The sequence below is a fragment of the Mycoplana dimorpha genome, from assembly GCF_003046475.1.
Classification (GTDB): domain Bacteria; phylum Pseudomonadota; class Alphaproteobacteria; order Rhizobiales; family Rhizobiaceae; genus Mycoplana; species Mycoplana dimorpha.
Genome location: NZ_PZZZ01000001.1, coordinates 621,104 through 646,273, shown reverse-complemented (window position 1 = coordinate 646,273; position 25,170 = coordinate 621,104). Strand labels below are relative to the sequence as shown.

23 protein-coding genes, 1 tRNA gene and 1 pseudogene are annotated in these 25,170 nt (G+C 63.6%); 10 read left to right on the top strand and 15 right to left on the bottom strand.

All coding sequences use genetic code 11. The annotated features are described in order from the left end of the window. Positions 1 to 122: 122 nt before the first annotated feature. The 6 genes and pseudogenes from C7449_RS03030 to pcsA form a co-directional block, all read right to left on the bottom strand. Complete coding sequence (locus C7449_RS03030; protein ID WP_108001269.1) at positions 123 to 1,193, bottom strand: BMP family ABC transporter substrate-binding protein; 1,071 nt, start codon at positions 1,191 to 1,193, stop codon at positions 123 to 125. Positions 1,194 to 1,239: 46 nt separating this feature from the next. After that, on the bottom strand, positions 1,240 to 2,160 hold the full coding sequence (locus C7449_RS03025) for an ABC transporter permease (RefSeq protein WP_108001268.1): 921 nt from the start codon (positions 2,158 to 2,160) through the stop codon (positions 1,240 to 1,242). Then, a complete protein-coding gene (locus C7449_RS03020) occupies positions 2,160 to 3,257 on the bottom strand; it encodes an ABC transporter permease (RefSeq protein ID WP_108001267.1) in 1,098 nt (365 codons plus the stop codon). Before C7449_RS03020 ends, C7449_RS03025 begins: the two co-directional genes overlap by 1 nt. After that, positions 3,247 to 4,852 (bottom strand): annotated as a pseudogene (locus tag C7449_RS03015) (ABC transporter ATP-binding protein). Before C7449_RS03015 ends, C7449_RS03020 begins: the two are co-directional and overlap by 11 nt. An 11-nt stretch (positions 4,853 to 4,863) precedes the next feature. Further along, positions 4,864 to 5,835: a quinone oxidoreductase family protein gene (locus C7449_RS03010; RefSeq protein WP_108001266.1), complete on the bottom strand. Its 972-nt coding sequence runs from the start codon at positions 5,833 to 5,835 to the stop codon at positions 4,864 to 4,866. A gap of 2 nt (positions 5,836 to 5,837) precedes the next feature. Then, on the bottom strand, positions 5,838 to 6,575 hold the full coding sequence (gene pcsA, locus C7449_RS03005) for a phosphatidylcholine synthase (protein WP_108001265.1): 738 nt from the start codon (positions 6,573 to 6,575) through the stop codon (positions 5,838 to 5,840). Positions 6,576 to 6,834: 259 nt separating this feature from the next. On the opposite strand from pcsA, the gene C7449_RS03000 reads away from it, so the two are divergent. Continuing rightward, positions 6,835 to 8,043: a UbiH/UbiF family hydroxylase gene (locus tag C7449_RS03000; RefSeq protein WP_108001264.1), complete on the top strand. Its 1,209-nt coding sequence runs from the start codon at positions 6,835 to 6,837 to the stop codon at positions 8,041 to 8,043. Here the strand turns inward: C7449_RS03000 and C7449_RS02995 are convergent. Then, positions 8,011 to 8,973, bottom strand: a complete 963-nt coding sequence (locus C7449_RS02995) for an AEC family transporter (RefSeq protein ID WP_108001263.1) — start codon at positions 8,971 to 8,973, stop codon at positions 8,011 to 8,013. The genes C7449_RS03000 and C7449_RS02995 overlap by 33 nt on opposite strands. A gap of 100 nt (positions 8,974 to 9,073) precedes the next feature. After that, entirely contained in the window at positions 9,074 to 9,823 is a 750-nt protein-coding gene (locus tag C7449_RS02990) for a cytochrome c biogenesis CcdA family protein (protein ID WP_108001262.1), read from the bottom strand. A gap of 338 nt (positions 9,824 to 10,161) precedes the next feature. On the opposite strand from C7449_RS02990, the gene C7449_RS02985 reads away from it, so the two are divergent. The 3 genes from C7449_RS02985 to C7449_RS02975 all read left to right on the top strand — a co-directional run bounded on the left by C7449_RS02985 (position 10,162) and on the right by C7449_RS02975 (position 11,053). After that, a tRNA-Lys gene (locus C7449_RS02985) sits at positions 10,162 to 10,237 on the top strand. 105 nt (positions 10,238 to 10,342) lie between these two features. Continuing rightward, entirely contained in the window at positions 10,343 to 10,549 is a 207-nt protein-coding gene (locus tag C7449_RS02980) for a hypothetical protein (RefSeq protein ID WP_108001261.1), read from the top strand. A 234-nt stretch (positions 10,550 to 10,783) separates the two neighbouring features. Then, complete coding sequence (locus C7449_RS02975; RefSeq protein WP_108001260.1) at positions 10,784 to 11,053, top strand: hypothetical protein; 270 nt, start codon at positions 10,784 to 10,786, stop codon at positions 11,051 to 11,053. A gap of 237 nt (positions 11,054 to 11,290) precedes the next feature. On the opposite strand, the gene C7449_RS02970 is transcribed toward C7449_RS02975, so the two are convergent. Next, positions 11,291 to 11,980: a TetR/AcrR family transcriptional regulator gene (locus C7449_RS02970; protein ID WP_108001259.1), complete on the bottom strand. Its 690-nt coding sequence runs from the start codon at positions 11,978 to 11,980 to the stop codon at positions 11,291 to 11,293. 95 nt (positions 11,981 to 12,075) lie between these two features. On the opposite strand from C7449_RS02970, the gene C7449_RS02965 reads away from it, so the two are divergent. The 5 genes from C7449_RS02965 to C7449_RS02945 are packed head-to-tail and all read left to right on the top strand — an operon-like array spanning position 12,076 to position 16,624. Next, the gene (locus C7449_RS02965; RefSeq protein WP_108001258.1) at positions 12,076 to 12,441 is read left to right on the top strand and encodes a cupin domain-containing protein; all 366 of its coding nucleotides are present in this window, start codon (positions 12,076 to 12,078) and stop codon (positions 12,439 to 12,441) included. Continuing rightward, positions 12,438 to 13,757 (top strand): NAD(P)/FAD-dependent oxidoreductase, encoded by a 1,320-nt coding sequence (locus C7449_RS02960; protein ID WP_108001257.1) that lies wholly within the window; start codon positions 12,438 to 12,440, stop codon positions 13,755 to 13,757. The genes C7449_RS02965 and C7449_RS02960 overlap by 4 nt, the downstream gene beginning before the upstream one ends. A 26-nt stretch (positions 13,758 to 13,783) precedes the next feature. Next, on the top strand, positions 13,784 to 14,797 hold the full coding sequence (gene dctP, locus C7449_RS02955) for a TRAP transporter substrate-binding protein DctP (protein WP_210204688.1): 1,014 nt from the start codon (positions 13,784 to 13,786) through the stop codon (positions 14,795 to 14,797). Between the two features lie 29 nt (positions 14,798 to 14,826). Then, the gene (locus C7449_RS02950; protein WP_108001256.1) at positions 14,827 to 15,333 is read left to right on the top strand and encodes a TRAP transporter small permease; all 507 of its coding nucleotides are present in this window, start codon (positions 14,827 to 14,829) and stop codon (positions 15,331 to 15,333) included. Between the two features lies 1 nt (position 15,334). Continuing rightward, positions 15,335 to 16,624 carry a TRAP transporter large permease gene (locus C7449_RS02945; RefSeq protein ID WP_108001255.1) on the top strand — a complete coding sequence of 430 codons (1,290 nt, stop codon included), beginning with the start codon at positions 15,335 to 15,337 and terminating at the stop codon, positions 16,622 to 16,624. A 239-nt stretch (positions 16,625 to 16,863) separates the two neighbouring features. Here C7449_RS02945 and C7449_RS02940 read toward each other — a convergent pair whose 3' ends face one another. Together C7449_RS02940 and C7449_RS02935 are read right to left on the bottom strand one after the other, a co-directional pair. Further along, positions 16,864 to 17,730, bottom strand: a complete 867-nt coding sequence (locus C7449_RS02940) for a DMT family transporter (RefSeq protein WP_108001254.1) — start codon at positions 17,728 to 17,730, stop codon at positions 16,864 to 16,866. Positions 17,731 to 17,924: 194 nt separating this feature from the next. Next, positions 17,925 to 18,152, bottom strand: a complete 228-nt coding sequence (locus tag C7449_RS02935) for a hypothetical protein (RefSeq protein WP_108001253.1) — start codon at positions 18,150 to 18,152, stop codon at positions 17,925 to 17,927. A gap of 236 nt (positions 18,153 to 18,388) precedes the next feature. Between C7449_RS02935 and C7449_RS02930 the strand changes: the two genes are divergently transcribed. Then, on the top strand, positions 18,389 to 19,162 hold the full coding sequence (locus tag C7449_RS02930; RefSeq protein WP_108001252.1) for an NAD kinase: 774 nt from the start codon (positions 18,389 to 18,391) through the stop codon (positions 19,160 to 19,162). A gap of 182 nt (positions 19,163 to 19,344) precedes the next feature. On the opposite strand, the gene prfB is transcribed toward C7449_RS02930, so the two are convergent. From prfB to C7449_RS02910, 4 genes are all read right to left on the bottom strand, one after another. Continuing rightward, positions 19,345 to 20,476, bottom strand: a protein-coding gene (gene prfB, locus C7449_RS02925) for a peptide chain release factor 2 (RefSeq protein ID WP_108001251.1) whose coding sequence is annotated in 2 segments (ribosomal slippage) — positions 19,345 to 20,406 and positions 20,408 to 20,476 — 1,131 coding nt in all. Because the reading frame shifts where the segments join, the coding sequence is not laid out codon by codon here. A gap of 160 nt (positions 20,477 to 20,636) precedes the next feature. Next, positions 20,637 to 20,975 carry a hypothetical protein gene (locus C7449_RS02920; RefSeq protein WP_146165032.1) on the bottom strand — a complete coding sequence of 113 codons (339 nt, stop codon included), beginning with the start codon at positions 20,973 to 20,975 and terminating at the stop codon, positions 20,637 to 20,639. Positions 20,976 to 21,056: 81 nt separating this feature from the next. After that, positions 21,057 to 23,507 carry a penicillin-binding protein 1A gene (locus C7449_RS02915; RefSeq protein ID WP_108001249.1) on the bottom strand — a complete coding sequence of 817 codons (2,451 nt, stop codon included), beginning with the start codon at positions 23,505 to 23,507 and terminating at the stop codon, positions 21,057 to 21,059. Positions 23,508 to 23,801: 294 nt separating this feature from the next. Next, positions 23,802 to 25,073: an N-acetylmuramoyl-L-alanine amidase gene (locus C7449_RS02910; protein ID WP_108001248.1), complete on the bottom strand. Its 1,272-nt coding sequence runs from the start codon at positions 25,071 to 25,073 to the stop codon at positions 23,802 to 23,804. Positions 25,074 to 25,170: the final 97 nt, after the last annotated feature.

Genomic DNA, 25,170 nt, shown 5'->3' with positions numbered 1-25,170 from the left:
TTCCGCACTCCAAGATGGAGAATGCCGCCAGCCCGTGACGCAAGAAGGCCCCCGGAACCACAGTTCCGGGGGCCTCGATTTACTCGGAGGCCGGCACGGACCGGCACCCCCTCGTCCATGCCTTACTGCGGCAGCTTGTCGTCGACGCCGGCGATGTAGAAGTTCATGCCGAGCAGCGTCTGGTCGTCAGCCGTCTCGCCTTCCTTGAGCCATTCCGAGCCGTCCTGCTTCTTGATCGGTCCGGTATAGGGATGCAGTTCGCCCGACTTGATCTTGGCCTCGGTCTCTTCGGCCATCTTCTTCACGTCGTCCGGCATGTTGGTGTAGGGCGCCATCGTCAGGATGCCGTCCTTGAGGCCATCCCAGATCTGTTCGGACTTCCAGGTGCCATCCATCAGCTGCTTGGTGCGCTTGATATAGTAGTTGCCCCAGGTGTCGACGATCGCCGTCAGCTGCGTTTCAGGGCCGGCCTTGATCATGTCGGAAGCCTGGCCGAAAGCCTTGATGCCGCGCTCGGCGGCGACCTGCATCGGCGCGGTGGTGTCGGTGTGCTGGGTCAGGATATCAACGCCCTGGTCGATCAGTGCCTTGGCGGCATCGGCTTCCTTGCCGGGATCGAACCAGGTGTTGGCCCAGATCACCTTGACCTTAAAGTCCGGGTTGACCGACTGCGCGCCATGGACGAAGGCGTTGATGCCCATGACCACTTCCGGGATCGGGAAGGAGGCGATGTAGCCCGCGACACCCTTCTGCGACATCTTCGCGGCGATCTGGCCCTGGATGTAGCGGCCCTCATAGAAGCGCGAATTGTAGGTGGCGACGTTCGGGGCGGTCTTGAAGCCGGTGGCGTGCTCGAACTTCACGTCCGGGAACTTCTCGGCGACCTTGATCGTGGCGTCCATGAAGCCGAACGAGGTGGTGAAGACCATTGCGCAGCCGGAGCGGGCCATGCGCTCGATGGCGCGCTCGGCATCCGGGCCTTCCGGAACGTTTTCGAGGAAGGGCGTCTCGATCTTGTCGCCGAACTCGGCCTGCAGCGCCTGGCGGCCGATGTCGTGCGCCTGCGTCCAGCCGCCGTCGGTCTTCGAGCCGACATAGATGAAGCAGATCTTGGTCTTGTCCTGGGCGCTTGCGGCGGCGGCAAAGCCGAGCACGGCGGCCGAGGTTGTAAGTGCGAGTAGAAGCTTTTTCATTTCGACCTCTGTAAGGTTAGAGCACTGATTTCCGGTCTTTTCTTCTTCACCGATCGGGAACGAAGGGTCTTCCGAGCGATGCGGGCGTGTTGACCAGCGTCATGCGCCGATTGTGCGATATCAGGACGAGGACAACCACGGTCGCAAGGTAGGGAAGAGCCGAGAGGAACTGCGAGGGAATGCCGAGGCCGAGCGCCTGCGCATGGAGCTGGCTGATCGAGACAAACCCGAAGAGATAGCCGCCGGCGAGCACCCGCCATGGGCGCCACGAGGCGAACACGACCAGGGCGAGCGCGATCCAGCCACGTCCGGCCGACATGTTCTCCACCCACTGCGGCGTGTAGACCAGCGACAGCTGCGCACCGGCCAGGCCGGCGCAAGCGCCACCGAACAGCACGGCGAGATAGCGCGTGCGGATGACGCCGATGCCAAGCGCGTGCGCCGAGGCATGGTTGTCGCCGATCGCCCGCATCTTCAGCCCGGCCCGGCTTCTGAACAGGAACCAGTTGACGCCGACGACGAGGGCGATCGAGATGTAGAAGATCAGGTCCTGCTTGAACAGAATGGGACCGAGATACGGAATGTCAGAAAGGAGCGGAATGGCGATCTGCGGCAGCTTAGTGCCGGACATGCCGACATAGGGTTCGCCGATCTGGCCGGACAGGCCCAGGCCGAGGATGGTCAGAGCCAAACCGGTCGCCACCTGGTTTGCGACCAGCGTCAGCGTCAGGAAGCCGAACAGCAGCGAAAACAGCGCCCCGCCGGCGATCCCGGCAAGGATGCCGACATAGGGCGATCCGGTCGCCTGCGTCGCCGCAAAGGCAAGCACCGCGCCCATGATCATCATGCCCTCGACGCCGAGATTGAGGACGCCGGCGCGCTCGGTCACCAGTTCGCCGATGGAGGCGAGCACCAGCGGCGTCGCGGCGGTGATGACGGTCAGCAGTATTGCTTCGAGAATGCCCATCACTCGGCCCCGCCTTGCGCCATCGCCGCCGTCCTGCCGGAGAGGACGATCCGGATCCTGTATAGAATGAGCGTGTCGCAGGAGAGCACGAAGAAGAGCAGAAGGCCCTGGAACACGCGGGTCACCTTGTCGGAAACACTCAGCGTCAATTGCACCGCCTCCCCACCGACATAGGTCAGGGCCAGCACCAGGCCGGCGACGATGACGCCGATCGGGTTGAGGCGACCGAGGAAGGCGACGATGATGGCGGTGAAACCGTAGCCGGGCGAGATGATCGGCTGCAGCTTGTTGATGTTTCCGCTGACTTCGGCAATGCCGGCGAGCCCCGCAAGCGCGCCCGACAGCAGCATCGAGAACCAGATCATCCGGCGTGAAGAGAAGCCGGCGAAGCGCCCTGCCCGCTCCGACTGGCCGAGAACGGTGATCTCGAAGCCCTTCAGGGTATAGCGCATCATGAACCAGATCAGCAGCGCCGCAACGATAGCGAAGACGAAGCCGAGATTGGTGCGGCCGGAGGCGAGGATTTCCGGCAGCACAGCCTCCGGCGCGAAATTGCGCGTTACCGGGAAGTTGTAGCCTTCCGGGCTGCGCCAGGGGCCGCGCACGATCCAGTCGAGGAAGAGCTGAGCGATGTAGACCAGCATCAGGCTCGACAGGATCTCGTTGGTGTTCATGTTCGCCTTCAGGAAGGCGGGGATTCCTGCATAGAGCGCGCCACCAATCATGCCGAAGATCAGCATCAGCGGCAGCACCAGCGGCGAATGCCAGTCATGGAAGACGACGGGAACGATCGAGCCGGCGATCGCGCCCATGATGAATTGTCCCTCGGCGCCGATGTTCCAGTTGTTGGAGCGGTAGCAGACCGACAGCCCGACGCCGATCAGGATCAGCGGCGCCGCCTTGATGGCGATCTCATGCAGCGACCAGACGTCGAGCAGCGGCTCGACGAAGAAGCTGTAGAGCGCACCCAGCGGATCCTTGCCGAGCATCCAGAACATGATGCCGCCGACAATTACGGTCAGCGCCAGGGCGATGAAGGGCGAAAGCACGGCGTAGAAAGTCGACGGCCGCGGCCGCTTTTCCAGTTCAATGCGCATGGGCAGTCTCCGCCGCTTCTTCCGCCTCCTGCATGCCGCCCATGAGGAGGCCGATCTTTTCGCGGGTCATCTGGTGTGCCGGGAAAGCTTGCGAAAGCCGTCCCTCGCTGATGACGGCGATCTCGGTCGCCACCTCGAAGATCTCGTCGAGGTCCTGGCTGATCACCAGCACGGCGGAACCCGCCTTGGCGAGGTCGACGAGCGCCTGGCGGATGCGGCTCGCCGCGCCCGCGTCGACGCCCCAGGTCGGCTGGTTGACGACCAGGACGGCGGGCTGGCGGTCGAGTTCACGGCCAACGATGTATTTCTGCAGATTACCGCCCGACAGCGACCCGGCCGGCGGATCGTCGCCGCTCTTGCGCACGTCCATCGCCTCGGAAATGCGCCGCGACGCCAGTCGCACCGCGACATACTTGATGATGCCCAGCATTCCGCCGCCGAGGAACGCGGCCCGATCGGACTGGTTGCGGGCGAGCACGAGATTTTCGGAAAGCGACAGGCCGGTGACGGCCGCATGGCCATGACGCTCCTCGGGGACAAAGCCGCCCCCCGAGCAGGCGGCGTGCAGTGATTCCAAGCTTTCCGACCGGTCGCTGGCGGATCCGGACAGCATCCGCGTCGCCCACCGGAAACTCGCCGGAAAGGGCATCGAACAGTTCACCCTGACCGTTGCCGGCCACGCCCGCGATCGCCAGCACCTCGCCGCCATGCACCTTCAGCGAGACGGACTTCAGCGAAACGGCGAAGGGTGTGCGGGCCGGAACGCTGAGGTTACGGGCCTCGAGCAGCACGTCCCCCTTGGTGTTGGTTCCCTGGGGCGTCACCGCGGCGACGTCGTTGCCGACCATCATGCGGGCGAGCGAGGCCGGCGTTTCCTTGCGCGGGTCGCAGGCGCCGGTGACCTTGCCGTGGCGAAGCACGGTCGCCCGGTCGCAGATGCGCTGCACCTCTTCCAGGCGATGGCTGATATAGAGAACCGAGCGCCCCTCCGCCTTCAGCTTGGCGAGCGTCTCGAACAGCCGGTCGGCCTCCTGCGGCGTCAGCACCGAGGTCGGCTCGTCGAGGATAATCAGGTCAGGGTTCTGCAGCAGCGCCCGGACGATCTCGATCCGCTGTCGTTCGCCAACCGAGAGATCGGCGACGTGCGCCTTGGGATCGAGCGGCAGACCGTAGGCCTGCGACAGGCGCGCCGCCTCCTCGGCGACCCGGGCGAGCGAGATGTCGGGCGGCAGCGAAAGGGCGATGTTCTCGGCCACGGTCAGCGCCTCGAACAGCGAAAAATGCTGGAACACCATGCCGATGCCGAGCTTGCGCGCCGCACTGGGGCTTTGGATCGAAACGGCCTGTCCCTTCCAGAAAATCTGGCCGTCCGTCGGCGCCAGAACGCCGAACAGCATCTTCACGAGCGTCGACTTGCCGGCGCCGTTCTCCCCGAGGAGCGCATGTATCTCGCCTGACCGGATTTCGAGGTCGATGCCGTTGCAAGCTGCAAACGTGCCGAAAAGTTTCGTCAGGTTTCGCACAGCCAGCAACGGGCTGCCCGCGGACGCTCCAACGACTGACACTATGCCCCTCTTTTCTCGTGGCTCTTCCATATCGCAGTGCGTCAGGGGATGAGCAACGTCGTTCCGCTTGTTTTTCTTGCTTCGAGATCCGCCTGGGCGCGCCCCGCCTCCGCCAACGGATAAGTCTGATTTATATTGATACGCACTTTGTTGTTACGCACAACATCAAAGAGCGAGTTTGCACACGCATCGAGCTCGGCGCGCGTTGCGATGTAGTGGAACAGCGTCGGCCGGGTAGCGTAGAGCGACCCCTTCTGCGCCAGCAATCCGACGCTGAAGGCGTCCACCGGACCGGAGGAATTGCCGAAGCTTACCCACAGGCCGCGAGGCTTCAGGCAGTCGAGCGACTTGGGGAACGTGTCCTTGCCGACGGAATCATAAACGACGTCGCACTTGTTGCCGCCGGTCAGTTCGAGCACGCGCTCTACGAAGTCTTCCCTGGTGTAGTCGATGACGTGGTCGTAGCCGTGCGCCAGCGCCAGCTCGACCTTCTCCTGCGAGCCGGCGGTACCGATCACGGTCGCGCCGAGTGCCTTCGCCCATTGCCCGGCGATCAGGCCGACGCCGCCGGCGGCGGCGTGAAACAGCATCACCGTTCCCGGCTTCACCGGATAAGTTTGCAGCAGCAGGTACTGCGCCGTCATGCCCTTCAGCATCATGGCCGCCGCCGTCTCCAGCGAGATCTCGTCCGGGACCTTGACCAGGTGCCTGATAGCGACGTTGCGCTCCGCCGCATAGGCTCCATCGGCCGTCGCATATGCGACGCGGTCTCCGACCGCGAAATCGGTCACGCCCTCGCCGAGTTCCGTCACCGTTCCGGCCCCTTCCTTGCCTGGGATGAACGGCGGATCGGCCTTGTAGAGACCGGTACGGAAGTAGACGTCGATGAAGTTCAGCCCGATCGCGGCTTGCTTGATGCGGACCTCGCCTGGACCGGGCGGCGACAGTTCTACCTCCTCCAGCTTCAGCACTTCCGGACCGCCGAGCGAGCGGACGACGATGGCCTGCGTCATCACTATTCTCCCAGATCTTTCCTGCCGAGGCGCGGAAACAGCTGCAACACCGCGCCGATGAGATAGAGATACATGCCGGTGCCGACGACGCCGAGCACGACCCACTCCGGCGTATCGAAATGCAGCAGCAACGCATAGCCGCCCAATGCCGACCAGGCGAAGAAGACGATCAGATTGAGAGACCGCAACCGCTTGACCCGCACGGGGTGCAGGAAATTGATCGGCATGAAGGTGAGGAACACCGAGACAAAGACAATGATCGACGCCGTCACCTCGCTCGCCTTGATTACGAACAGCGTAAAGACGATCATGTTCCAGACGACGGGAAAGCCGGAAAAGAAATACTCGTCCGTCTTCATGCCCATATCGGCATAGTAGATGGCGCTGGACACAACGATGGCGCCGGCGGCCACGAAGGACCACGGCTCGCCGATCATGCCGCTCTGGTAGAGCGCAAACGCCGGAAGCAGCACATAGGTGACGTAGTCGATGACGTTGTCCAGCGTGTCGCCGGACCAGTTCGGCAGAACTTCCTTGACCCCCACCTTACGGGCGATCGGACCGTCGATGCCGTCGACCAGCAGTGCCAGGCCCAGCCACCAGAACATGTCGACGAAGCGATGTTCGGCCGCCGCCACGACGCCAAGGAAGGCGAGAAAGGAGCCGGATGCCGTGAGGATGTGCACCGAAAAGGCGCGGATTTCCGCATAGGGCACCCGCCTGTAATTGAAGAACTTCATCCTTTGCCCTTGTCGTCCCCGGCCGGCATTGCCATCGAGTGCGTGTCGAAAGCTGCTGACATCGCACGCTTTTCGCTCGTAATATGCACCGATTGGCCGTCGCTGCCAGTGAAAATCGCCCGCACCGCCGTGCGCTTTCAGCCGTCGGCTGTGCCTGCGCCGTTTCAGCCCATGGATTTTGGCCGAATCTGGGCTTAGCTTGCAGAAAAGAGCCCGCGGCATTTCTGTGGGTAAGCATGGCCTGAAAGAAGAACTGCGCATGGAAGCCTTTGATATTGCCATCGTCGGCGCCGGCCTCGCCGGAAGTCTCGCAGCGCTGGCGCTCGCTGATTCGGGCCGGCGCGTGGCGCTGATCGCCCCTGCGGCACGCCCCCACGACGGCCGCACCACGGCCCTGATGGCCCAGTCGATCGACTTCGTGAAGGAGCTCGGCCTTTGGGAGGAGATCGCCAAGGTCGCAGCCCCGCTCGAGACGATGCGGATCCTCGACGGCACGTCCCGGCTTTTCCGCGCCCCGCCGGTCAATTTTCGCTCGAGCGAGGTAGGCCTTCCTGCCTTCGGCTACAATATTCCGAATGCGCCGTTCCTCGACGACCTCGAGCAGCGGATAGCGCAGCACGAGGCGATCAGCCGGTTTGACACGGCGCTGGAAACGCTGTCGTTGCGGGCCGATGGCGCGGAACTGCAGCTTGCCGACGGCCGCGCGATCAGCGCCCGTCTGGTGGTCGGCGCCGACGGGCGCCGATCGGAAGTCCGCCGCCAGAGCGACATCGCCGTGCGCAACTGGACCTACCCGCAGACCGCGCTGGTGCTGAACTTTGCCCACGAACTGCCGCATGGGAACATCTCGACGGAGTTCCACACCGAAAGCGGGCCTTTCACGCAGGTGCCACTGCCGGGCGGCCGGCGCTCCAGCCTCGTCTGGGTGCTCTCGCCAACCGAGGCGGAGGCCAAGCGCTCGCTGCCGCTCGAAGAACTCAGCCGCGCGGTCGAGGACCGCATGCAGTCCTTGCTGGGCAAGGTGTCGATCGACACGCCCCCGCAGGCATTTCCACTCTCGGGCATGCAGGCGGTCCGGTTCGGAAAGGGCTGCGTCGTGCTTGTCGGCGAAGCTGCCCACGCCTTTCCGCCGATCGGCGCCCAGGGTCTCAACCTCAGCCTGCGCGACGTGATGGCGCTACGCGAACTGGCGGCCACGCCGGGCCATCCGCTCGAAACCATCGGCGAGGCGTTCGACCGGAAACGGCGCGCCGACGTCCAGAGCCGGACCGCCAGCGTGGACCTGCTCAACCGCTCATTGCTGTCGAACTTCCTGCCCGTGCAGATCCTGCGCACGGCCGGCCTTCACCTGTTGTCGGTGATCGGACCGCTGCGCAGCGTCGTGATGCGCGAGGGCGTCGAGCCGGGCGGCTCGCTCAAGGCGCTGCGGGAAAGCCTACGGGAACGGGTCCCCGGGCAGCAGGCTTGATTTGATCATGTAGAGCAGGGCTGTCACGGTTGCCACCGACAGCACCGTCGTGATCAGGATCGTCGCCGAGGCGCGCTCCTGCCAGACACCGTATTGCTGGCCGATGACGAAGACGTTGGTGGCCGTCGGCAACGCCGCCAGCAGGACGGCGGTGTAGAGCCAGACCGGATCGAAGTTCCCGGCTGCCCCCAGCACCAGGTACATCGTCACCGGCAGAAGCAGCAGCTTCGCCGGCACGATGTAGCCGATTTCGACCGGTACGCGCTTGATCGGCCGCAACGCCAGCGTCACGCCCATTGCGAACAGCGCACAGGGCGCGGCGGCCTGCGCGAGATAGTCGATCAGCCGCTGCAGCGGCACCGGCGCCTCGAAGGCGAAGAATGCGGCGACGAAGCCAGCCGCGGTCGCCAAGATGAAGGGGTGCGTTACGATCCGCCGGACGATCTCGCCGATGACGACGGCGAGGCGGCGCCTTTCTCCGCCCGACAACGACATCAGCGCCGGCGCCGCCATGAAATGCAGCATGTTCTCGAAGCAGAACACCAGAGCCACCGGCACCGCCGCCGGCTCGCCGAAGGCCAGCAGCGCCAGGCCCGGCCCCATATAGCCGATGTTGCCATAGGCGGCCGCCAGTCCCTGCACGGTGGCCTCGCCGACGGTGGCACGCCTCAGAAACAGGCCGGCGGCGAAGATCAGGCCGAAGACGAGGTAGGTGGCGCTGACATTGGCGAGGATGAAGTCGACGCGGGTCAGCTGCTCGATCGGCGTTTTCGACACCAGCTTGAAGAACAGCGCCGGCAACGCGATGTAGATGATGAAGGTGTTGAGCCAGCCGAGCGCCTCGGCCGGCTGTCGGGTGATCCTGGCGGCCACGAAGCCGAGCAGGATCATGCCGAAGAACGGCAATACCAGTCCCGTGATTTCCGCCATGCCGTTGCGCGCCCCCGCCGCTGTTGCCTGCAGGCGCCGCTCTAGCCGAAATCCGCGTCTCTCGAAACCCGTTTTGGGCGGATGGACGGCCGCGGACCCCTCAACCGATCTGCGAGAGGATCGGGAAGGTCTGCTGGAACCAGATGGCGATCGAACTGATATAGCCGAACATGAAGGCGAGGCCCGTCAGCACGAGGAGAACGCCCATGATGCGCTCGACCGTGCCGAGATGCTTGCGGAACCGCATCAGGAACCGCATGAAGGCGCCGGAAAAGCCGGCGGCGATCCAGAAGGGAACGGCCAGCCCGAGCGAATAGACGGCGAGCAGGAAGGCCCCCTCGCCGACCGTGTCCCGCGACGCCGCCACGCCGAGGATCGCGCCGAGCACCGGCCCGATGCAGGGCGTCCAGCCGAAGGCGAAGGCGAGGCCCATGACATAGGCCCCCGATGCGGTGGCCGGCTTGCCGCCGCCCTTGAACCGCGCCTCGCGGGCGAACAGGCCGATCCGCAGAAGCCCGAGGAAATGCAGGCCCATCAGGACGATGACGAGCCCGCCGACCTGCGCCAGCACGTCCAGATGCCGCCTCAGCACCATGCCGATCGTCGAGGCCCCCGCCCCCAGTGCCACGAAGACCGTGGCGAAGCCGAGCGTGAAGAACAGCGCCGACAGCAGCACCGCCTTGCGCGCGCGCCCGTCGTCAACGACCGCCGTTCCGCCCCGGAACTGCTCGACGGAGATGCCGGCCATGTAGCACAGGTAGGGCGGCACGAGCGGCAGCACGCAGGGCGACAGGAAGGACAGGGTTCCGGCGAGCAGCGCGCTGAACAGGGATATTTCGGCGATGGACAAACAGGCTCTCCGCGACACGTTCGGCCGGAACGGCGTCCGGCCCGGCTGAAGCGCTCCGCGATCCTTCAGAATCGCCTGACCACGCCTCAGATCTTCTTCTTCTCTGTGTATGTGCCCCACAAAACATATTTCCGGAGGCACGCTTCTCGCCGCAGCCGTTGGTGCGGGAGCGGACATCCGGCTGGCTCCTTAGCCGCCCAAGTGCTTGCGGGCCAATCACCTTTTAGGGATCGCGGCGAAATGCAGCATGTACCCGCCGATGAAGCGCTTTTTCGGGTTGACCCGCAAGAGCCGCCTGCTATATGTCCGCCCACTTCCGCGGGAGCCGCCCCGCCAGGGAGCGCGTAGCTCAGCCGGTAGAGCAACTGACTTTTAATCAGTAGGTCCAGGGTTCGAATCCCTGCGCGCTCACCAAAATTCAACAAAACAATCAACGAAGTAGCAACTACGGGCCGCGGTCAGCGTTACCGCAATCTACCGCCTTTGCGGGCGGTGCAATGGTCGTGCCGGGAGGCCACCATGATGGCGAAGTTCTCAGAATGGATCCGGCTCTTCGGTGTCTCGCGAGAATGGCGCCCATATTGGGCGGACGACGAAGTCGCTCTCGAAGATGGCTCGCCCGTATCCGGCCTGGTGATGCGACGGCGAGACGGGAACCGGGTTGTTAATCGTCGCGCCACCGATGAAGAAGCCGAAGACGCAAAATGGTTCTTCGCCATCCGGTAACTGGCCCTTGAGGCATTACTTAACAATCATGACGTTGATGTCCACACGCCAGGATCTCTTGGCCGGTGAGCACCCCCTACTTCTCCCCAATGGTATTGAAGTTTTGTCGTTGGCTCCGAACATTTGGGGTGGCTGGCCCGTTTGGGTTCATATGGGTGTGTACTCGTGGTGCAATCTGTCGACATGGACCGCAGAATCTGCTGTGCCAGAGGTTCAGCTTAGGGAGATGAAGTGATGTTGCCGGTCATATTCGCCGCTGCACTTGCAGCGGCCGCAGCGCAGCCGACCGTTGAAGACCTGCAGGCAGATTTTGAAACCGCGCGGCCGTGCCCGGGCCTTGTCGACGGCCGTTCCGTGTGGGAGGGCAAGAAGGCTTTCTTCGTCTCTTCGTACACGAAGCAGGCGGCGGAACTGGACCCCGACCTCGTCGGCGCCGACGCTGTTCTTCGCGCCGACAATTCTCCAGATGTGATTGGCGAGTTCGAAGCGGCGTGCTCACCTTGAGCAGTACCTGATCCCCGAACATTTCAGTCGACAAAATGCACGGAAACGCTCAAGCGGCGGTTCCCTGTCCTGGAAGCTATGGCCCTTCCCGACACCGACACAGTTAAGAATTCCTCGGGACACTAACGCTCCCCGCGCCGGCCTGCCGGTGACGGGTCTGCGTGGGACGATCCGTGCAGCCACGGTCGATCCTCCTCTTCGTCCGCCGTGCGCCCCCCAGGATATCGCCAGTGCGTCTCAACAGGGCGGAATTGGTTCGTCGCCCCACAGGTGCTTGCGTGCGATGATCCGCCGACGGAAGGCGAGCTCGGCTTCGGCGCTGAGCTTCTCGTCCGTATAGGTCTCAAAATAGGTCGACAGATAGGACAAGCGGGTCGACAGCGGCTCGCGCGTGTTCAGTGCGTAATATCCCATCTGCGTGTAGTAGAAATTGCGCGCACGGATCAGAGCCTGGCGCTCTGGAAAGCCGTGAGCCGCGAACATGGCGACGAGCGCATCCATGCGCTGCTGATCGGATGCAGAGATGATGCCCTGAAGTTCGGCATCGCCGCGCGCCCAGTCTCGCACGGCGAAGTCGAGCCGGGGATCGAACAGTTCAGGGTCGATCCAGCACATGAAGAGCGCCAGGACCCGGTCCTCGAGCGTGCCCGGCGACGTCGCGGCGCAGATGACGCTGGCCGTATTCGACTGTTCCCACACCCTCAGCATCGCCGAGAGCAGTTCGCCCCGATCTGCGAAGTGCCAGTAGAAACTGCCGCGCGTCACTCCAAGCAAATCCGCCAGGCGCGTGATCCTGACCGCATCGATACCGTTTTCGATCAAGACATGCAGTGCCTTGTCGAGCCAGTCGGCCCGCGTCAGTCGCGGCTCGGCGCGATTTTCCCCAGCGGCAGCGCTGACGCGCTCGATCAATTCGCGGTTCGTCATTGACAACTCCATACAGGAATGCATGTGTCCATACATATCTGTCTTGTGATCATAATTCCTTTAGATCAGACAGAAGGACCAGGTGGAAGAGAAAGATGACGGACCAAGCCAAGGCGCCGGCGCGCGTGAACCGCTTTTCGGCGCTGAATTTTCAGCCGCGTTTCGCCTATCCCGAAATGGCGGATGTCGTGGAGGTTGCCGGGCTGGCGGATCGAAGCGAGCTCGCCGGCGGCTTTGCCCGTTTCCGGGATGCGGACATTCCGTGGCAGGTCAAATATGACGAGTTGATCCTCGTGATCTCCGGCGAATTTTCTGTCGAGACCCCCGCCGGTCTGCTCGAGGCCGCGCCGATGGACACCATCTGGCTACCGGCCGGCACTCCGGTTCGCTATCGCTCCAAGGATGCGCTCGTCTTCTACAGCCTTCAGCCGGCAAGCTGGGCTGAGGGAGCTGCCGAATGACCCAGATTACGCTGCTTCCCAAGGACGACCGCACGAACGGCTGGAGTGCGCTTCTGCCGCCGCGTCAGCCTCAACCGCCGCTGTCTGGAGATATCAGCACCGATGTCGTCGTGATCGGAGCCGGCTTTGCAGGGATCGGCGCGGCGCGGCGTTTGGGCGAGTTGCGCCCGAACGCCAGGATCGTCGTTTTCGACGCGCAGCAGCTTGGCGAGAACGCATCGGGGCGAAACTCGGGTTTCGCCATCGACCTGCCCCACAATGTCGGTTCGTCGCTTGAGGAACTGGCGAAGGGAAATGCCTACATGCGGCTCTCGCGGGCAGGGATCTCCTCGCTTCGCGAGTGCGTCCAGCGCTACGGGATTAACTGCGACTGGAGCGAGGTCGGCAAATACCACACCGCCAGCTCGGAGAGAGGGGCGGAAGAGGTCCTCAGGCCGACGATCAAGGAGTTGGAACGGCTGAACGAGCCTTACGAATGGCTGGGGCGCGAAGAGACCGCAAAACGGTTGGGCACCCGCCATTTCGCCGCGTCGGTCTACACGCCGGGGACGGTCCTCATCAATCCGGCCGCACTGAATCGCGGTCTCGGTGAAAACCTGCCCGAGAACGTGACGCTCTATGAGAACTCCCCCGTGCTCGAGGCGGATTTTGGTTCGACGATCACGCTCAGGACCGCGCGTGGCTCCGTCAAGGCGCCGAAGGCCATCCTGGCTGTGAACGGGCTCGCCATGCGCTTCGGCTTCTGGAAAGGAAAGCTCCTGAACTTTGCCGCGCACGCCAGCCTTTCGCGGCGGCTCACCGAGGCGGAACAGGCAGCGCTCGGCAATATCGCATCGTGGGGTTCGACGCCGGCGAATGCCTTCGCGGGCATCACCATGCGCTACACCAACGACAACCGCATCCTCATCCGACAGAACATTCATTTCTGCCCTGGCCTGCGGCAATCCGACGAGCGCCGCCTGAAGATCCGCGCGGAGCATCAGCGCCTGTTCGACGAGCGCTTCCCGATGCTCCGTGGCGTCACGATGGAGCATACCTGGACGGGCTTTATCTGCCTGTCGCGCAACGGCACCCCCGGCTTCGGCCAGGTCGCCCCGAACGTCTGGAGCGCGGTGTGCCAGAACGCCGTCGGCGTCGCGAAGGGTACGATCAGCGGGCGGCTTGCCGCTGAGATGGCGCTTGGCGAGGACAACCCGCTGATCGCCGACATGATCAGCCTCGCCACGCCGACGCCCGTCCCGCCGCGGCCGTTCCTCGACATCGGCGTGAGGGCGCGCTTCGCTTACGAGATTTTCAAGAACCGACACGAGGCCTGAGGGGAAGTTTCCCCCGGGGAGGAGACATGATGACGAATGCAATGCGTAACCTGACAAAAGCGGCCCTGATGGCTGCACTCATGACCAGCGCGGCATGGGCCGGAACGGCAGCGGCCGCGACCTTGAAGATCGCGACGGATTCGGGCGCCAAGGGCTCGGATGCCGGCAATGCGATCGAGACCTGGGCGAAGGAGATCGAGGCCGCTACCAACGGCGATCTGAAGTTCGAGATCTTCTATCAGAACGAGCTTGGCGGCCAGCAGGAGGTGTTCGACCTTCTGATGGCCGGCGACGTGGATCTGATGCTCAACTGGCCGATGACCTCCTATGACAAGCGCATTTCGCTGATCTATACGCCCTATATGTTCACCGACTGGTCTGAGGCCCTGACGGCCTATGGCAAGGACGGCTGGCTGAGCAGCGCTCTGGCCGGGGTCTATGCCGATGCCGGGTTGAAGTATCTCGGCGCCTGGCCGGAAGGCTTCAACGGGGTTGGAACCAAGGGCGGCCATGCGACCACCTTCGAGGCGGCCAAGACGTTCAAGGTCCGCGTGCCCCCGGTTTCACCCTTCACCGAGACCATCGCGGCCATGGGCTACCAGACCGCCACGATCGATTGGGGCGAGCTCTACTCCGCCATTCAGACCGGCGTCGTCGATGGCGACAGCGCCAACGTGATCTTCTATGACTACAAGTACTTCGGCGATGTTCTGACCGACTACGTCCATACCCGCCAGCAGTTCCTGACAGGTATCCTGACCGCCAACATGGAAAGCTGGGACAAGCTCTCGCCCGAACAGCAGCAGGCTGTCGCCGCCGGCGCGGAAAAAGTCATGCTCGCACAGTTCGACGCCGCCAAGCAGGCCGACGACGGCTATGTCGAGGAATGGAAGAAGCTCGGCCACAAGTACATCGAGCTGACCGACGAGGAAATCGCCTCGCTGCGGCGCACCGTGCGCGAGACGGTCTGGCCGCAGATGGAAGCGCTAATCGGCGCGGATCTGCTCGACCTCGTCAGGCAACACGCATCCGCCGACTGATGTTTTCCATCTGACGCAACGAGGTCGACGTGATCGCCTTCCTGACTATAGCCGACCGGGCGTTCGACTGCCTCTTGCGCGCGATCGCCCTCTTGACCAGCGCGATCGTTACGCTTGCGCTGGTCGCTCTGGTGATCTGCCGGGTCCTTTTCAACTATGCTTTGGTTGGCATGCATGAGGCGAGCCTTCTCGCGGCGATCTGGCTTTACATGGTGGGGGCGGTTCTGGCCTCTCGCCGCAACGAGCATCTCGTCGTCGATTTCCTGGCAAGCTCGCTGAAGGCGCCCCGCGCCAGGGCGATCCACAGTCTCGTCGTGGCCGCCCTCACCATCGTCATTGCCGGCTTCTTCGCACACTGGGTCTGGAAAATGCTGGCCTGGGGCATGAAACGTCCCCAGACCATTCCGGTCCTTGACCTGCCGTTGTGGTGGGCGCAGGCATCGCTCGCCCTCGCCGCGATTTCGGCAATCCTCTACGCGCTGCGCGACCTCGTCCGCGCGGCCCTACAGATCGTACATTCCGGCAGGAGCAGCTAAGATGGAGGCGTTACTCGTTCTGGGGCTGCTGCTTGTCCTTCTGGGGATCGGCCTTCCTGTCGCATGGTCCTTTGCCGGCGTCGTAGCGGCGCTGGTCTGGATCTACGACGTGAACCTCAACACCCTGATGCTCCAGGGTTTCAGATCGCTCAATTCCGTCATCCTTCTGGCCCTGCCCCTGTTCATCCTGGCGGGTTATCTCATGCAGTCGGGCGGCATCGCCAGCCGGCTGGTCGCCTTCATCGAAATGGCCATCGGCCGGCGGCGCGGCGGGCTTGGCAATGCCATGGTCGGGGCATCCGGGGTCTTCGGTGCGATCGCCGGCACGGCCACGGCGGCCGTTGCGGCGATCGGGACGCTGATGATCGACCCGATGGCAGAGCGCGGCTATCCACGCGGCTATTCGGCGGCGCTGCTCGGCATCTCCTCGTTGCTCGGAATCCTTATTCCGCCGTCCATCACCATGATCCTTTTCGCCGTGGCGACCCAGCAGTCGGTCGCGGCCTGCTTCGCGGCTTCGATCGTGCCGGGGATCATGCTGATGATCGGCCTCATGCTCTTCAACCGCGGCCAGATCGGCCGTCGCATCCATGAGCTCCACGATGAGCGCAAGCTTACGGGGACTGAGAAGCGGCGCATCGCCCTACGCACCCTGCCCGCGCTTTCGCTGCCTGTGATCATCATCGGCGGCATTTACGGCGGCTATTTCACGCCGACCGAGGCGGCCGCTTTCGCCGTGATCGCCGCTGTCTGCATCGGCCTTTTCGTTTACCGCGACATGAGCCTGGCGCGGCTGCGCGACAGCACCGTTGCCGCAGCCGAGACCACCGGCTCGATCGTGCTGATCCTGCTGTTTTCCTTCGTGATCGGCCGCATCCTCGTTTCCGAGCGGATCCCGCAGGATCTGACCGAACTTGTCACCTCGCTCGTCAGCAACCCGATCGGTGTGATCGTCCTTGTCAACATCTTCCTGATCGTCGCAGGCGCTCTCATCGACGATGTCTCGGTCACGGTGGTCATCGCGCCGCTTCTGCTGCCGCTGATGGTGTCGGTCGATGTCCATCCGGTCCACTTCGCCGCCATCGTCGCGACTTCGGTCGTGATCGGGGCGAACAGCCCGCCCATGGCGCCGGTGCTGTTCATGGCCTGCCGGATAGGAAAGGTCTCCGTCCACCATGCGGTCGGCCCTGCCCTGCGGATGATGGCTTTCGTCGCCTTGCCCGTAATGCTGCTGACGGCCTTCATTCCGGCGCTGTCGCTGGCTTTGCCGCGGTGGCTGGGGCTGCTCTAAGACACGAAAAGAGCTTGCGCTGAAGAACGGAACTGCCCGGCGGCCATCGCCGGGCCTTCTTTCCAGCCGTGACCTGCGGCTCGACCAACCTGATCAGATGATCCGCCCCGCGGCTGCCGAGCGCACATAGATGCTCGAAAGGCCCGGCCAACATTCTGCGCTCGGAGCAGTGGCCCCTCTGATGATCCGCCTATGCTGGCGCGATGATCACCCTTGGCGATGGATGCCGAAGCTTCCGATCATCGCTTCGTCAGTTGATGTTCCCGCCAGATGGTGAACAGGCCCGCGCCGACGACGATCAGAGCGCCGATCATCATGTTGACGGTGATCTTTTCGCCGAACAGGATCACGGCGAATGCCACGTTGAGGACCAGCTGGAAATAGGTGACCGGCTGGACTTCGGCCGCCGGCAGCAGCCCATAGGCCCTGATCAGGAAATAGTGGCTTAGCGTGCCGCAGATGCACAGCGCACCAAGCGCGATCCAGTCGGACGGCTGGACCTCTGTCCAGTAGAACGGCCCGATCAGGGAGATCGCCACCGCTCCCGCGACACCGGCATAGAAGATACTTGTCACCGCCGAGTCCTGGTGACTGACGGCGCGGGTGGCGATGCTGTACATCGCAAACAGCACGGCCGCCGCAAGCGGCAAGAGCAGCGAGAGGTCGAAGTGAATATCGACCGGATTGATGATCACCAGCACCCCGACCAGACCGACCAGAACCGCGGCGCCGCGCCTCCAGCCGACCGTCTCGCCGAGAAGAGGAATGGAAAGAATCGTGATGATCAACGGCGTCGCCTGGAAGATCGACTGGCTCATGGCCAGCCCGGCATGCACGTAGGAGAAGACGATGACGACAATCTCCGTAACGAGCAGAACGCCGCGGATGATCTGCAGCCAAGGGTGGCGCGTGGCAATGGCGCCGCGAACCCCGCCAGGCGAGGATGCGGCGAAGCAGAATACGAAAAGCGCGAACGCCCAGAACCGTATCATGGTGATGAACAGTGCCGGGTAGCGATCCCCAAGGTATTTGGTGATCGCATCCTGGCCGGCGAAGATGCAGATCGCCAGGAAGGCGAAAACGTAACCGCGGGTCTTGATGGTCATTGGGGCACAACTACGAACTCAGAATCAATGCCCATCTTGGTATCACGGCGTTCCGGTGAAAGCCGGACCAAACGGCAATGCCGGCATAAACACGGACGATTTTTCAGGTTCGCTTGCCGCACCTGTCTTAGGAACGTTCGGGTTGCAAGGCTCGGACAATCAGCCAATTGTGGCGAGGAGCACCATCTGCTGCGCTAGCCGAAGATCAGAAGCATTGCCAGTCCGACGGCGATCAGACCCGCAGCGTACCAGTTCCTCGTTAGTCCCATGAACCGCATCCCCTGCCCCCGCGGCTCCAGGGTCGGCTGGGCGCCGGGAACGGAGCGGTGCGGATCGCTGAGCGGCCGACGGCCAAGTGCCTCCAGCACAAGGAGGAGGATGCCACAAACAACGAGGGCAGCGCCGATCAGGATTCCGAGCATTTGTCTCCTCCTTCCGAATTGGCGGCCCACATGCCCATAGAACGTCCGGAACTCGCAAGCGTTCCGCTCCTGCCCCTCCGGCGTCGAGCGCTCGCGGCGACGCTTCGTCGCTGACGATTTGTGATGCAAGGGGCGCCGATGCATGCAACAAAGACCTGCCCGCGCAATGACATGACGGGCGCGGACCGGTGGGCAACCGGCGCAAGTGGCAGTGGAGAAGACGGGCTGCGAACGACATGACACGCAACATCAGATCGCTTTCGTTCGTCGCCTCGCAGGCACCCGAGGCGCAGGAAGGCTTGGAAGAACTCGTGGCGCGCTACGGCAATGCCGATCCGGACGAGGCCGACGTAATCGTTGCGCTCGGCGGCGACGGCTTCATGCTGCAGACGCTCCATTCGATGATGAACTCCGGCAAGCTGATCTACGGCATGAACCGCGGCTCGGTCGGCTTCCTGATGAACCGCTACAGCTGCGACGGCCTGCCGGAGCGGGTGGCAAGGGCGGAGGAAAACATCTGCCGGCCGCTGGAGATGCGCACGATCGACGCCGACGGCAACCGCCGCGAGGCGCTTGCCATCAACGAGGTCTATCTGTTCCGCCAGTCATACCAGGCGGCGAAACTGCGCGTCGTCGTCGACGGCCGCATCCGGCTCGAGGAACTGATCTGCGACGGGCTGCTGCTGGCGACGCCGGCCGGCTCCACCGCCTACAATCTCTCGGCGCACGGGCCGATCCTGCCGCTTGAGGCGCCGCTGCTGGCGCTCACCCCCGTGAGCCCGTTCCGGCCGCGGCGGTGGCGCGGCGCATTGCTGCCGGACCATGTCGAGGTACAGATCGACATCCTGGAGCCGGAGAAACGCCCCGTGAACGCGGTCGCCGACTACACCGAGGTGAAGTCGGTTACCTCGGTCCGTATCGTCCAGTCGGAGAACTCCACGGCGATCATCCTCTCCGACCCCGACCACTCCTGGTCCGAGCGTATTTTGTCCGAACAATTTCAGTATTGAAGAGGTCGCAGCCGAAGCTGTCGCCCCACGAAAAACCTCGCGCAGGCCGCTTGACCTACCGGTCTCGGGCACGACTAGCATTCTGATTCATAAGAGCTTGGTCATCGGAGGCTTGGACCCAAGGCCCTGCAAATAAGAAAGGCCCCGTTAGGGGCCCATCTCCGGTCTCATTGATCTGCGCGTCAGGCGATGTCCTCGACCATCGCATCGGCGCCGCCGTTGACACGGTGGGCCAGGGCAGCCTCCATGAACTCGTTCAGATCGCCGTTCAACACGTCGTCGGGCGACGTGCTCTCGACGCCGGTGCGCAGGTCCTTCACCAGCTGGTAGGGCTGCAGCACGTAGGAGCGGATCTGGTGGCCCCAGCCGATGTCGGTCTTCGAGGAGGCTTCCGCGTTCGCGGCTTCCTCACGCTTCTTCAGCTCCGCCTCGTAGAGGCGGGCGCGCAGCATGTCCCAGGCCTTGGCGCGGTTCTTGTGCTGTGAGCGCTCCTGCTGGCAGGCGACGACGATGCCGGTCGGAATATGCGTGATGCGCACGGCCGAGTCGGTCGTGTTGACGTGCTGTCCGCCGGCGCCGGACGACCGATAGGTGTCGATGCGGCAATCGCTCTCGTTGACCTCGATGTTGATCGACTCGTCGACCACCGGATAGACCCAGATCGACGAGAACGAAGTGTGGCGGCGGGCGTTACTGTCGTAGGGCGAGATACGCACCAGCCGGTGCACGCCCGATTCCGTCTTCATCCAGCCATAGGCGTTGTGGCCCTTGACGAGGATCGTTGCGGACTTGATGCCGGCCTCTTCGCCGTCGTGGATTTCCAGAACCTCGACCTTGAAGCCCTGGCGCTCCGCCCAGCGGGTGTACATGCGCAGCAGCATGTTCGCCCAGTCCTGGCTCTCGGTGCCCCCGGCCCCGGAGTGCACCTCGACATAGGTGTCGTTGGAATCCGCCTCGCCCGACAGCATCGCCTCGACCTGGCGCCGATTGGCTTCCGCGCGCAGTTCCTTCAGCGCGTTCTCGGCATCCTTGACGATGTCGGCGTCGTACTCTTCCTCACCGAGTGCGATGAGCTCGATATTGTCCTTGAGCTGCTGCTCCAGGGCGCGCAGGCCGTTGATGCCGTCGTCGAGCTGCTGGCGCTCGCGCATCAGCTTTTGCGCCTCGGCGGCGTCGTTCCAGAGGTTGGGATCCTCTGCCTTGTTGTTCAACCAGTCCAGTCGTCTTATCGCCTGGTCCCAGTCAAAGATGCCTCCTCAGCAGGCTTATGGCCTGCTTGATTTCGTCGACTACGTTCTCGATTTCCGCGCGCATGTCCGTTTTCTTCGATGCTGTTTCGGTGGCCTCGAAATAGAGAGGGTGGGCGCCGATGTAAAGTCCTGCGACGGGCAGACCGCGGTTAGCCTGCGTCCCTCCGTGTGGGAATTATTACCGGCCCCGATAGGCCGCATGCCAGCCGCCTCAATGGGCGAGTTCAAGCTTTGGTTTTGTAGTCTTCGACCAATTCATCCCAGAAGAGCGCGGGGAAAACGGAAATGGCCTTATCGTACTGGAGCGGTGCGATACGGCGCAGCGACACCCAAGCCGCATTAAAAAGGAACAAAAACGCGCCAATCCCCAGGGCGACCTCGAGCAGGAGCAACGAACCCAAGAGGAACTGCAACATAGCCTGGGCGCTACGCATCATTTCTTCCATGGATTCTATGCCAATCACATAAATGCCGACGAAGAACAGGGCCTGAGCGACGAGAGCAGAACCAATGGGAAATATCACTGCAGCGATCGCCCATCGCTTGCTGGTTTTCCGTTTCAATCTCAACTCCGAACTTCTCACTGCATATTTCCACTGCAGCGGTGATTGGAGCCCCAAAAAAGAGCTCCAATCTCACGGCGATCAGAACAACCCGCTCGCCCCGCCGGAAACCGCCTGGTTGGCCTGCGGCGAGTTCCTGAGGATTTCCTCCGGCTCCATGTACTCCTCGCCGCCGATGACCGAGAACACGTCGGCCGGGCCGGTGCCGGGCTTGAACGCTTCCATGATCGTGTCCGGCTCGCCTTCATAGGCCTGCATGCCGGTCTTGCGGTTCACCGCGATCATCTGCATGCCCTCGGGAACGAGGAACTTCGACGGCGGCGTGCCTTCGGTGGCGGCCCGCATGAAGTCGTTGAAGATCGGCGCTGCCAGCGAGCCGCCGGTGGCGCCGCGGCCGAGCGGTGCGGGGCTGTCGAACCCGATATAGAGGCCGGCGACGAGGTCGGGCGTGTAACCGACAAACCAGGCGTCCTTCTCGTCGTTGGTCGTGCCCGTCTTGCCGGCCACCGCGCGATCGAGCTTGACTTTGCCGGCGGCGGTGCCGCGCGTGACGGCGCCTTCCATCATCGAGGTGATCTGGTAGGCGGTCATCGGATCGAGCACCTGCTCGCGATTGTCGGTCAGGACCGGCTCCTCCTGGTTCTGCCATTCGGCGGTATTGCAGCCCTCGCAGGTCCGCTCCTCATGGCTGAAGATGGTCTTTCCGTAGCGATCCTGGATGCGGTCGACCAGCGACGGCTTGATCTGCTTGCCGCCGTTCGCGAACACGGCATAGGCCGAGACCATGCGCAGCACCGTCGTTTCGCCCGAACCGAGCGAGGCGGCCAGAACCGGGTACATCTTGTCGTAGACGCCGAAGCGCTCGGCGTATTCGGCCACCAGATCCATGCCCATGTCCTGGGCGAGGCGGACGGTCATCAGGTTGCGCGACTTCTCGATGCCGAGACGCAGTGTAGAAGGGCCGGCCGCGCCGCCGCCATAGTTCTGCGGCCGCCAGACCTGGCCACCGGCGACGATCTCGATCGGCGCGTCCATGATGACCGATGCGGGCGTGTAGCCGTTGTCGAGCGCTGCGGCGTAGACGAACGGCTTGAACGACGAGCCGGGCTGGCGCATCGCCTGGGTGGCGCGGTTGAATTCCGACTGGGCATAGGAAAAGCCGCCGACCATCGCCAGCACGCGACCGGTATGCGGGTCCATCGCCACGAGGCCGCCCTGCACCCGCGGCGGCTGGCGCAGCCGATAGTTGCCGGCCTTCTCCGTCGGCTCCACATAGACGACGTCGCCGGGCGACAGCACGCCTTCGGGGGATTTCGCCGTCTTGCGGTCGCCCTTTGCCGACCGGTAGGCCCACTTCATCTGCTCGGCCGGAATACGCCCGGTGACGCGCTCCTCGGCAATGCTGCCCGACACCTCCTTGCGCGGCTGCAGGCCGATGTCGGCCCCCTTGCCGTCGGTCGCAAGCACGACGGCAAGCTTCCATTCGGGCACATCGCTAAGCGCCGGGATCTTGCTGAGTTCCAGACCCCAGTCGCCGCCGACCTCGATCGTCTTGACCGGACCATGGAAGCCGCGGCGCTCGTCGTAGCTGATCAGCCCCTTCTGCAACTCCCTGCGGGCGATCACCTGCAGGTGCGGATCGAGGGAGGTCCGGACCGACAGGCCGCCTTCGTAAAGCGCGTTGTCGCCGTAGCGCTCGATGATCTGCCGGCGCACTTCCTCGGCAAAGAAGTCCGAGGCGAAGAGATAGGAGCCGCGATTACGCGGCGTGACGCCGAGCGGTTGCTTCTTGGCCTCGTCACCCTCACTCTTGGTGACGTAGCCGTTCTCGACCATGCGGTCGATCACCCAGTTGCGTCGCTCGATCGCCGCGTCCGCTTTCCGGAACGGATGATAGTTGTTCGGCCCCTTCGGCAGCGCGGCGAGATAGGCGGTTTCGGCGATCGACAGTTCCGTCACCGCCTTGTCGAAGTAGGTCAGCGCCGCACCGGCGATGCCATAGGAGTTCATCCCGAAGAAGATCTCGTTCAGGTAGAGCTCGAGGATGCGGTCCTTCGAATAGGCCTGTTCGATGCGAAACGAGAGAATCGCCTCCTTGACCTTGCGGTCGATCGTCTGGTCCGACGACAGCAGGAAGTTCTTGGCGACCTGCTGGGTGATGGTGGAAGCGCCGACCGGGCGGCGGCCGGATCCCATCTGCTGCACGTTGGTGACAATCGCCCGGAACAGGCCGGTGATGTCGACGCCGGGATGGTTGTAGAAATTCTTGTCCTCGGCCGAAAGGAACGCCGCCTTCACCCGGTCCGGGATTGCCTGGATCGGCAGGTAGAGGCGGCGCTCGCGCGCATATTCGGCCATCAGCGCGCCGTTTGCGGCGTGGACGCGGGTCGTCACCGGCGGCGCGTAGCTGTTCAGCACCTCGTAGTCCGGCAGATCTTTCGTGACATTGGCGAGATAGACCGCGATGATCGCGGCCACACCGAGGAAAAAGACGGTGCCAATCCCGAAGAAATATCCAATCAGTCTGATCATGCCGGTTACCGGTACCTTGTTATTGTCATCGTCCGGGCAGTTTGGCTGGCCGCATGCAGCGAGGATGCAAATTGGATCCTGGCCGGCATGCTCGGCGACCTGAAATTTCGCCCATCAGTGTCTCACGGAAGGGCTCGACTAGAGCCGCGAATGTGAGGAAAATAGGGCTTACTGCAATCAACAGCGGATAGCCACGGCACAAATGCCGGTGCTGTCACTTTTTCGGCACATGCCGAAGGCTAGCATGAAACCCGCGCCGTCGCGCGCAAAAACGCGTCAGCCCCGGAGGGGTCATCAGCCGCCATTGGCTACCACGGCCGAGCGGTAGCGCTGCACGGCCTGCGCGAGCAGCCCGGCCACCTTCTTGCGCCATTCCGGATCGAGCAGCAGCTTCTCGTCTTCCTTGTTGGAAAGGAAACCGAGCTCCAGAAGGATGGACGGAACGTCAGGCGCCATGAGGACGCGGAAGCCGGCGTGGCGGTGCGGATTGTTGATCAGCCTGACCTGCCCTTCGAAAGAGCTGACCACCTCCTGGGCAAGGCTGATGGAAAAGGCCTGCGTCTCGCGGCGCGTCAGGTCCAACAGTATGTCGGCCACTTCCGGCGGCTCGCCGTCGAGCGCCATGCCGGCGATCTCGTCCGACAGGTTCTCGCGCGCCGCCAGGTTTGCCGCCAGGCTGTCGGAGGCCTTGTCGGAGATCGTATAGACCGTCGCACCGCGAATGTCCTTCTGGCGCAACGTGTCGGCATGCACGGAGATGAAGAGGTCGGCGCCGCGGTTGCGCGCAAGCTGGACACGCTGCGGCAGGGACAGGAACTCATCCTTCTCACGCGTCATGAAGGCCTCGGTCGAGGACAGTGCATTCAGCGCATCGGTGAGTTCCCGGGCAAAGGCGAGCGTCACCTCCTTCTCGTGCGTTCCCGTCGCCGCCCCTTGAGCGCCGTTGTCGATGCCGCCATGCCCCGCATCGACGGCAATGACGAAGGGACCGTTTGCGTCGTCCGCGGCGCCGGCCAGAAGTTCCCCGGTGACTGCCGGTGCCGCCGCGGCCTGCTTCCAGCTCTGTCCGTCGAGAAGTTCGGCGAACGCGGCTTCGCTCACGACCGCCGTATCGACGATGAGCTTGTAGCTCGACCCGCCCTCCTCGGCACGCACCTCGGAGGCGACGACCGCGACGGGCTGCCGCGCCGTCAGCACGATGCGCGCCCGGCCGGCCGCCATTGCCCCGTAGCGCACCTGCGAGAAGAGGCCGCGGGCGGCCATGTCGGACTCCTTCAGCCCGAACATCGTCTCGGGCAGATCGATGAGGATCCGGTAGGGCTTGGCGACGTAATGCACCGAAAACTCGGGCCGCTTGTCGAAGTCGATGATCAGCCGGGTCCGGGCGTCGTCCCCGGCCATGCGCCCGGCATAGGCCAGGAGCGGCGACGAGGCCGGAATCGATGCGGTCGTTGCCGCAGCATCCGTCTCGGCCGCCGCCGCCTGCGGCTCGGTACCGGTCAGCACGGAAATCGACAGAATCAGGGCAACGGCAAACCGGCACAAGGCCGCCGCGGTTCTGGCCATCCTGCTTCCCCCGGCACGCGATGCCTTCAAACCGGCGTCTCCTCTACAAACTTGGCGCATGGTCAATGCATAGCCATTCATGACGAATCGCAGGGGG

Coding starts and splice junctions, on each gene's coding strand:
- C7449_RS03030 (WP_108001269.1), bottom strand. CDS start 1,193: ATGAAAAAGCTTCTACTCGCACTTACAACCTCGGCCGCCGTGCTCGGC.
- C7449_RS02980 (WP_108001261.1), top strand. CDS start 10,343: ATGATGGCGAAGTTCTCAGAATGGATCCGGCTCTTCGGTGTCTCGCGA.
- C7449_RS02930 (WP_108001252.1), top strand. CDS start 18,389: ATGACACGCAACATCAGATCGCTTTCGTTCGTCGCCTCGCAGGCACCC.
- pcsA (WP_108001265.1), bottom strand. CDS start 6,575: ATGAAGTTCTTCAATTACAGGCGGGTGCCCTATGCGGAAATCCGCGCC.
- C7449_RS03025 (WP_108001268.1), bottom strand. CDS start 2,160: ATGGGCATTCTCGAAGCAATACTGCTGACCGTCATCACCGCCGCGACG.
- C7449_RS03000 (WP_108001264.1), top strand. CDS start 6,835: ATGGAAGCCTTTGATATTGCCATCGTCGGCGCCGGCCTCGCCGGAAGT.
- C7449_RS02945 (WP_108001255.1), top strand. CDS start 15,335: ATGGAGGCGTTACTCGTTCTGGGGCTGCTGCTTGTCCTTCTGGGGATC.
- C7449_RS02935 (WP_108001253.1), bottom strand. CDS start 18,152: ATGCTCGGAATCCTGATCGGCGCTGCCCTCGTTGTTTGTGGCATCCTC.
- C7449_RS02975 (WP_108001260.1), top strand. CDS start 10,784: ATGTTGCCGGTCATATTCGCCGCTGCACTTGCAGCGGCCGCAGCGCAG.
- C7449_RS02965 (WP_108001258.1), top strand. CDS start 12,076: ATGACGGACCAAGCCAAGGCGCCGGCGCGCGTGAACCGCTTTTCGGCG.
- C7449_RS02915 (WP_108001249.1), bottom strand. CDS start 23,507: ATGATCAGACTGATTGGATATTTCTTCGGGATTGGCACCGTCTTTTTC.
- C7449_RS02960 (WP_108001257.1), top strand. CDS start 12,438: ATGACCCAGATTACGCTGCTTCCCAAGGACGACCGCACGAACGGCTGG.
- dctP (WP_210204688.1), top strand. CDS start 13,784: ATGATGACGAATGCAATGCGTAACCTGACAAAAGCGGCCCTGATGGCT.
- C7449_RS03010 (WP_108001266.1), bottom strand. CDS start 5,835: ATGACGCAGGCCATCGTCGTCCGCTCGCTCGGCGGTCCGGAAGTGCTG.
- C7449_RS02910 (WP_108001248.1), bottom strand. CDS start 25,073: ATGGCCAGAACCGCGGCGGCCTTGTGCCGGTTTGCCGTTGCCCTGATT.
- C7449_RS02995 (WP_108001263.1), bottom strand. CDS start 8,973: ATGGCGGAAATCACGGGACTGGTATTGCCGTTCTTCGGCATGATCCTG.
- C7449_RS02970 (WP_108001259.1), bottom strand. CDS start 11,980: ATGACGAACCGCGAATTGATCGAGCGCGTCAGCGCTGCCGCTGGGGAA.
- C7449_RS03020 (WP_108001267.1), bottom strand. CDS start 3,257: ATGCGCATTGAACTGGAAAAGCGGCCGCGGCCGTCGACTTTCTACGCC.
- C7449_RS02940 (WP_108001254.1), bottom strand. CDS start 17,730: ATGACCATCAAGACCCGCGGTTACGTTTTCGCCTTCCTGGCGATCTGC.